General features: G+C 75.5%; 1 protein-coding gene (cut by a window edge). It reads left to right on the forward strand.

The window, feature by feature from the left end; genetic code table 11:
• Positions 1-6,143 carry the final stretch of a type I polyketide synthase gene (locus OHS18_RS05010; protein ID WP_328616107.1) on the forward strand. Its footprint begins 21,145 nt before the window's first position, so only the last 6,143 of its 27,288 coding nucleotides appear in the window; its start codon lies off the left edge, out of view; the stop codon is at positions 6,141-6,143.
• Positions 6,144-6,149: the final 6 nt, after the last annotated feature.

The raw sequence follows: 6,149 nt of genomic DNA on the forward strand, positions 1-6,149 counted from the left end.
CGACCGCCCTGGACGTCGACCCGGCCGCGCTCACCGCCGTACTGCCCGCCTTGGCCGAATGGCGCCGCAAGCGCGACGCCGAATCCGCCGCCGACGACCTGCGCTACCGGATCACCTGGCAGCCCGTCACCGTCGGCGCTGCTGACGCCGCCGATGTCGTGGTCATCACCGGCCCGGACATCGAGTGGGCCTCGAAGGTCGCCGACGTGCTCGGTGCCGAGGTCCACCGCCCCGACGCCGACCTGACGCAGGTGCGGGCCACGCGGATCGTGTCCCTGCTCGACACCGTGGCCGACACCCGCGCGCTGCTGGCCGCGCTCGACGACGCCGGCCTCGACGCGCCGGTGTGGGGCGTGACCCGGGGCGCGGTCGCCGTGACCCCGGCCGAGCGGATCGCGTCGCCGGAAACGGCCGCGCTGTGGGGCTTCGGCCGCGTGGCCGCGCTGCACGACCCGGTGCGCTGGGGCGGGCTCGTCGACGTCCCCGCCGACCTGGACGCGCGGACCGCGGCCCGGCTTGCCGGCGTGCTCGCCGGCGACGAGGACCAGGTCGCCGTCCGGGCGGCCGGGGCCTACGGCCGCCGCCTGACCCGCGCCGGCGCGCCCGGCGAGCACTGGGAGCCGTTCGGCACCGTGCTCGTCACCGGCGACGGCCCGGCCACCGCGATCGCGGACCGGCTCGCCGAGCGCGACGGCGTCCACGTCGTCCGCGGCGCCACGGCCGACCCGGATACCTTGCGCGACCTGCTCACGCAGTTCCCGCCCGACGCCGTCATCCACGGCGAAGGTCTCGCGGGCGCCCGGCACCTCGCGGACCTGCTGGACAGCAAGGAACTCGACGCGTTCGTGCTGCTCACCTCGATCGCCGGGGTGTGGGGCGTGCGCGGCCGCGGTGACGAAGCCGCCGAGGCCGCCGCGCTCGAAGCGTTCGCCCGCCAGCGCCGCGACCGCGGCGAGAAGGCGGCGGTCGTCGCGTTCTCGGCGTGGGAAGGCGCCGACGAGGACCTCGACCACCTGCGCGACAGCGGCCTGCCCGCGCTCGACCCGGCGACCGCCGTCACCGCGCTCACGACGGCCGTGCGCGCCGACGACGTCACCACTGTCGTGGCCGACGTCCGGTGGGAGCGGTTCGGCCCGGCGTTCACCGCGCGGCGCCCGAGCCCGCTGCTGGCGCAGCTGCACAGCCCGGCCGAGGCCGGCGAGCGGACCCACGGCCTGCGCGACCGGCTACTCGCCCAGTCCGCGGGCGACCGGGCCGACGTCGTGCTGGACGTGGTGAAGACGGCCGTCGCCGAGGTGCTGCGGCACCCGGACACGACCGAGATCGACACCGACCGCGCGTTCTCCGCGCTGGGCTTCGACTCGCTCACCGCGATGGACCTCCGCAACGCCCTCAGCACCGAGACCGGCCTGCGGCTCCCGGCGACGCTGGTCTTCGACCGGCCGACCCCGCGCGAGCTGGCCGCGTTCCTGCTCGGCGAGCTGATCGGCGAGGCCGAAGTGGCGCAGGTGAGCGTGGCCGCGCCGGTCGCGGGTGACCCGATCGTCATCGTCGGCATGAGCTGCCGGTACCCCGGCGGGATCGGCTCGCCGGAAGAGCTCTGGCGGGCGATCGTCGACGAGCGTGACGTCGTCGGCGGCTTCCCGGCCGACCGCGGCTGGGACCTGGCCACCCTGACCGGCGACGGGCCGGGCAGCAGCGCCGCCAAGGAAGGCGGTTTCCTGCACGACGCGGCCGAGTTCGACCCCGGCTTCTTCGGGATCGCGCCGCGCGAGGCCATCGTGATGGACCCGCAGCAGCGACTCGTCCTCGAAGTGGCATGGGAAGCGTTCGAACGCTCCGGCGTCGACGCGACCGCCCTGCGCGGCGGCGACACCGGCGTCTACATCGGCGGCGGCTCCGGCGACTACCGGCCGCCGACCGGCACCGCGGGCCACCAGTCCACGGCCCAGGCGGGCAGCCTGCTCTCCGGCCGCGTCTCCTACACCTTCGGGCTGGAGGGCCCGTCGGTCACCGTCGACACCGCGTGCTCGTCTTCGCTGGTCGCGATGCACCTCGCCGCGCAGGCGCTGCGGGCGGGGGAGTGCTCGCTCGCCGTCGCCGGCGGCGTGATGATCATGTCCAGCCCGGCCGGGTTCGTCGAGTTCGGCGAGATGGGCGCGTTGTCGGCCGACGGGCGCTGTAAGGCGTTCGCCGACGCCGCCGACGGCACCGGCTGGTCCGAGGGCGTCGGGATGATCGTGCTGGAACGCGAATCCGACGCACGACGCAACGGGCACACGATCCTCGCCGTCGTGCGCGGCTCGGCCGTCAACTCCGACGGCGCGTCCAACGGCCTCACCGCCCCCAGCGGCCCGGCCCAGCAACGCGTGATCACCCGCGCGCTGGCCGTTTCCGGGCTCACGGCGTCCGAAGTGGACGCCGTGGAGGCGCACGGCACCGGCACCAAGCTCGGCGACCCGATCGAGGCGCAGGCCCTGCTGGCCACCTACGGCCGCGAGCGGGACCGGCCGCTGCTGCTCGGCTCGGTGAAGTCCAACATCGGCCACACCCAGGCCGCCGCCGGCGCCGCCGCGGTGATCAAGATGGTGCTGGCCATGCGGCACGGTCTGCTGCCCAGGACCCTGCACGTCGACCGGCCCTCGGAGCACGTCGACTGGTCGGCGGGCACGGTCTCGCTGCTGTCCGAGAGCACGCCGTGGCCGGCCACCGGCCGCCCGCGCCGCGCCGGGATCTCCGCCTTTGGCGCCAGCGGCACCAACGCGCACCTCATCCTCGAACAGGCACCTCCCACGCCGAGCCGGGAGCCGGCCGACGCCGTGGCCGTGCCGGTCAGGCTGTCGGCGCGGACGCCCGAGGGCCTGCGGGCCCAGGCCCGCGCGCTGCGGGACCACCTCGCCGCGCGCCCGGAGCTGGCACTGCCCGACGTCGCGTACTCCGCGGCGACCACCCGCGCGTGGCTCGAGGCGCGGGCCACCGTCGTGGCCGAGGACCGCGAGGAGCTGCTGACCGGGCTCGCCGCGATCACCGCCGGGACGACGTCGCCGCTGGTGCTCACGGGACCGCAGACGGGCGGGAAGCTGGCGTTCCTGTTCTCCGGGCAGGGCTCCCAGCGTCCCGGCATGGGCCGCGACCTCTACGCGCGGTTCCCCGCGTTCGCCGAGGCGCTCGACGCCGTGTTCGCGCACCTGGACCTCGAACTGCCCGGTTCGCTGCGCGAGGTGATGTTCGGCGACGACGCCGACCTGCTGGCCGAGACCCGGTGGGCGCAGCCCGCGGTGTTCGCGCTGGAAGTGGCGCTGTTCCGGCTCGTCGAGTCGTGGGGCGTGCGGCCCGACTACCTCGTCGGGCACTCGATCGGCGAGTTCGCCGCCGCGCACGTCGCCGGGGTGCTGTCCCTGGCCGACGCCTGCACGCTGATCGCCGCCCGCGGCCGGCTCATGCAGGAGCTGCCGCGCGGGGCGATGGTCTCGCTGCAGACCACCGAGGCCGAAGCCGAGCGCCTCGTCGCCGGGTTCGCCGGCCGGCTGTCGATCGCGGCGGTCAACGGGACCGACGCGGTGGTCGTCTCCGGTGACCGGGACGCCGTGGCCGAAGTGGCCGGGGCCGTCGCGGCGGCGGGCGGAAAGACTAGACATTTGCGGGTCAGCCATGCGTTTCACTCGTCCCACATGGACGCGATGATGGACGACTTCGGGCGGGTCGCCGCGGGGGTGGGATACGCCCCCGCGGTGCTCCCGATCGTGTCCACCGTGACGGCCTCCCCGGCCGGGCCGGAGATCCAGGACGCGCAGTACTGGGTCGACCACGCCCGCCGGCCGGTGCTCTTCACCGGCGCGGTCGCCGCCCTCGGCGCTCTCGGCGTCACCAAGTACCTCGAACTCGGGCCGGACAGCACCCTCGCGGCGCTGACCCGCTCGTTCGCCGGCGAGTCCGCCACGGTCACCGCCGCGCTGCGCAAGGGCCGCCCGGACGAGACGTCCGTGGTCGCCGCGCTGGCGCGCCTCGACGTCGCCGGCACTCCGGTCCGCTGGGCGGACTTCTTCGCCGGCACCGGCGCGCGGCCGGTCGACCTGCCCACCTACCGGTTCCAGCACGAACGCTTCTGGCCGGACCAGGCGCAGGTCACCGCCGGTACCAGCGAGGACCTGTGGGCTGAGCTGGACGCCGAATCCCTGGCCGACCTCGGCGTCGACCGCGCCGCGCTCGACGCCGTCCTGCCCGCGTTGCTGGACCTCAAGCACCGCCGCGCCACCCAGTCCACTGTGGACGACCTGCGCTACCGGATCGCCTGGAAGCCGCTCGGCGGCTCCCTCGGCGTCGTCCCGGACGGCACCTGGCTGGTCCTCGTGCCCGCCGGGTTCACCGACGACGCCTGGGCCGCCGGTGTGGTCAAGGCCCTCGGGGCCGAGCGCATGAACGTCACCGGCACCGACCGCGCGGCGCTGACCGCCGCGCTCAGCGGGTTCGACGACGTCGCCGGCGTCGTTTCCCTGCTGGGCCTCGACGAATCCTCGCCGACGGCGGGGGTCGCGGCGACCACCGCGCTGCTGCAGGCCCTCGCCGGGACCGGCAGCACCGCACCGCTGTGGTGCCTGACCCGCGGCGCCGTCACCGCGATCCCGTCCGACCGGCCCACCTCGCCGGCGCAGGCCGCGCTCTGGGGCCTCGGCCGGGTGGCCGCGCTCGAACAGCCGGGCCGCTGGGGCGGCCTGATCGACCTGCCGGGCGAGCTCGACGACCACGCGGTCGCACGGCTCGGCGGCATCCTCGCCGGCGGTGAGGATCAGGTCGCGGTGCGGGCCGCGGGCGTGTTCGCCCGCCGGCTCGTCCGGACGCCGTCCGGTGCGGCCCCGAAGGCCTGGCGCCCGCACGGCACCGTCGTCGTCACCGGTGGTACCGGTGCGCTCGGCCGGCGGCTGGCCCGCTGGCTGCTCGACGAAGGCGCGGCCAAGGTCGTGCTGACCGGGCGTCGCGGCCCGGACACCCCCGACGCCACGGAACTGCTGGCCGAGCTGGGCGAGCGCGCGTCGATCGTGGCGTGCGACCTGACCGACGCGGCCGCCGTCCGAACCCTGCTGACCGACGTCCCGGCGGACGCGCCCCTGTCCGCCGTGGTCCACGCGGCCGGCGTGCTCGACGACGGTGTCCTCGAAAGCTACGACGCCGACCGGTTCGACGCTGTCTTCGCGGCGAAGGCCGACTCGGCGCGGGTGCTCGACCAGGTCACCCGCGAACTGGAGCTCGACCTCGACGTCTTCGCGTTGTTCTCCTCGGCGTCCAGCTCGGTCGGCAACGCCGGGCAGGCCAACTACGCCGCGGCGAACGCCGTGCTCGACGCGATCGCCGAACACCGCACCCGGGCCGGGCTGCCGGGCACGTCGATCGCCTGGGGCGCTTGGCAAGCGGGCATGGCCGAGACCGCCGACGCCGCCGCCCGGGCCAAGCGCACCGGGACCCGGCCGGTGCCGGTGGACCTCGCGCTCACCACGTTCGCGCAGGTCGTGCTGGCGAGCGACGCCACCCCGGTGGTCGCCGACATCGACCACGCCACGTTCCTGCGCACGTTCACCGCGGCCCGCCCGAGCCCGCTGCTGACCGACCTGCCCGAGTACCACCGGCTCACCGCCGAGGCACCGGTCGACGTGTCCGGGGCCCTGCGGGACAAGCTGGCGAAGCTGCCGGCTCCGGACCGCGAGAAGGCCGCGCTGGACGTCGTCCGCACCCAGGTCGCCGCGGTGCTCGGCTTCGCCGGGCCGCACGCGGTCGACCCGGAGCGGCCGTTCTCCGGACTGGGCTTCGACTCGCTCAGCGCGATCGAGCTGCGCAACCAGCTCGCGGCGGCGACCGGCCTGGAACTGCCCGCGACGCTGGTGTTCGACCACCCGTCCCCGGCGGTGCTGGCGGCGGACCTGGTCCGGCAGCTGGTGCCCGACACCGGTGACGACGATGCGGCACTGCGAGCCCTGCTCGCGACGGTACCCCTGGCCCGCCTGCGTGAGATCGGCGTGCTGGAACCCCTGCGGCGCCTGGCCGGGCAGGTCCCGGACCCGGTCGGCGGCACCGGGAAGGCGAGCGAAGACATCGACGGGATGTCGCTCGACGACCTGGTCCGCGCCGCGCTCGACGGTGAGGCCACCTGATCCCGA

This window comes from Amycolatopsis sp. NBC_00355 (genome assembly GCF_036104975.1).
GTDB lineage: Bacteria > Actinomycetota > Actinomycetes > Mycobacteriales > Pseudonocardiaceae > Amycolatopsis.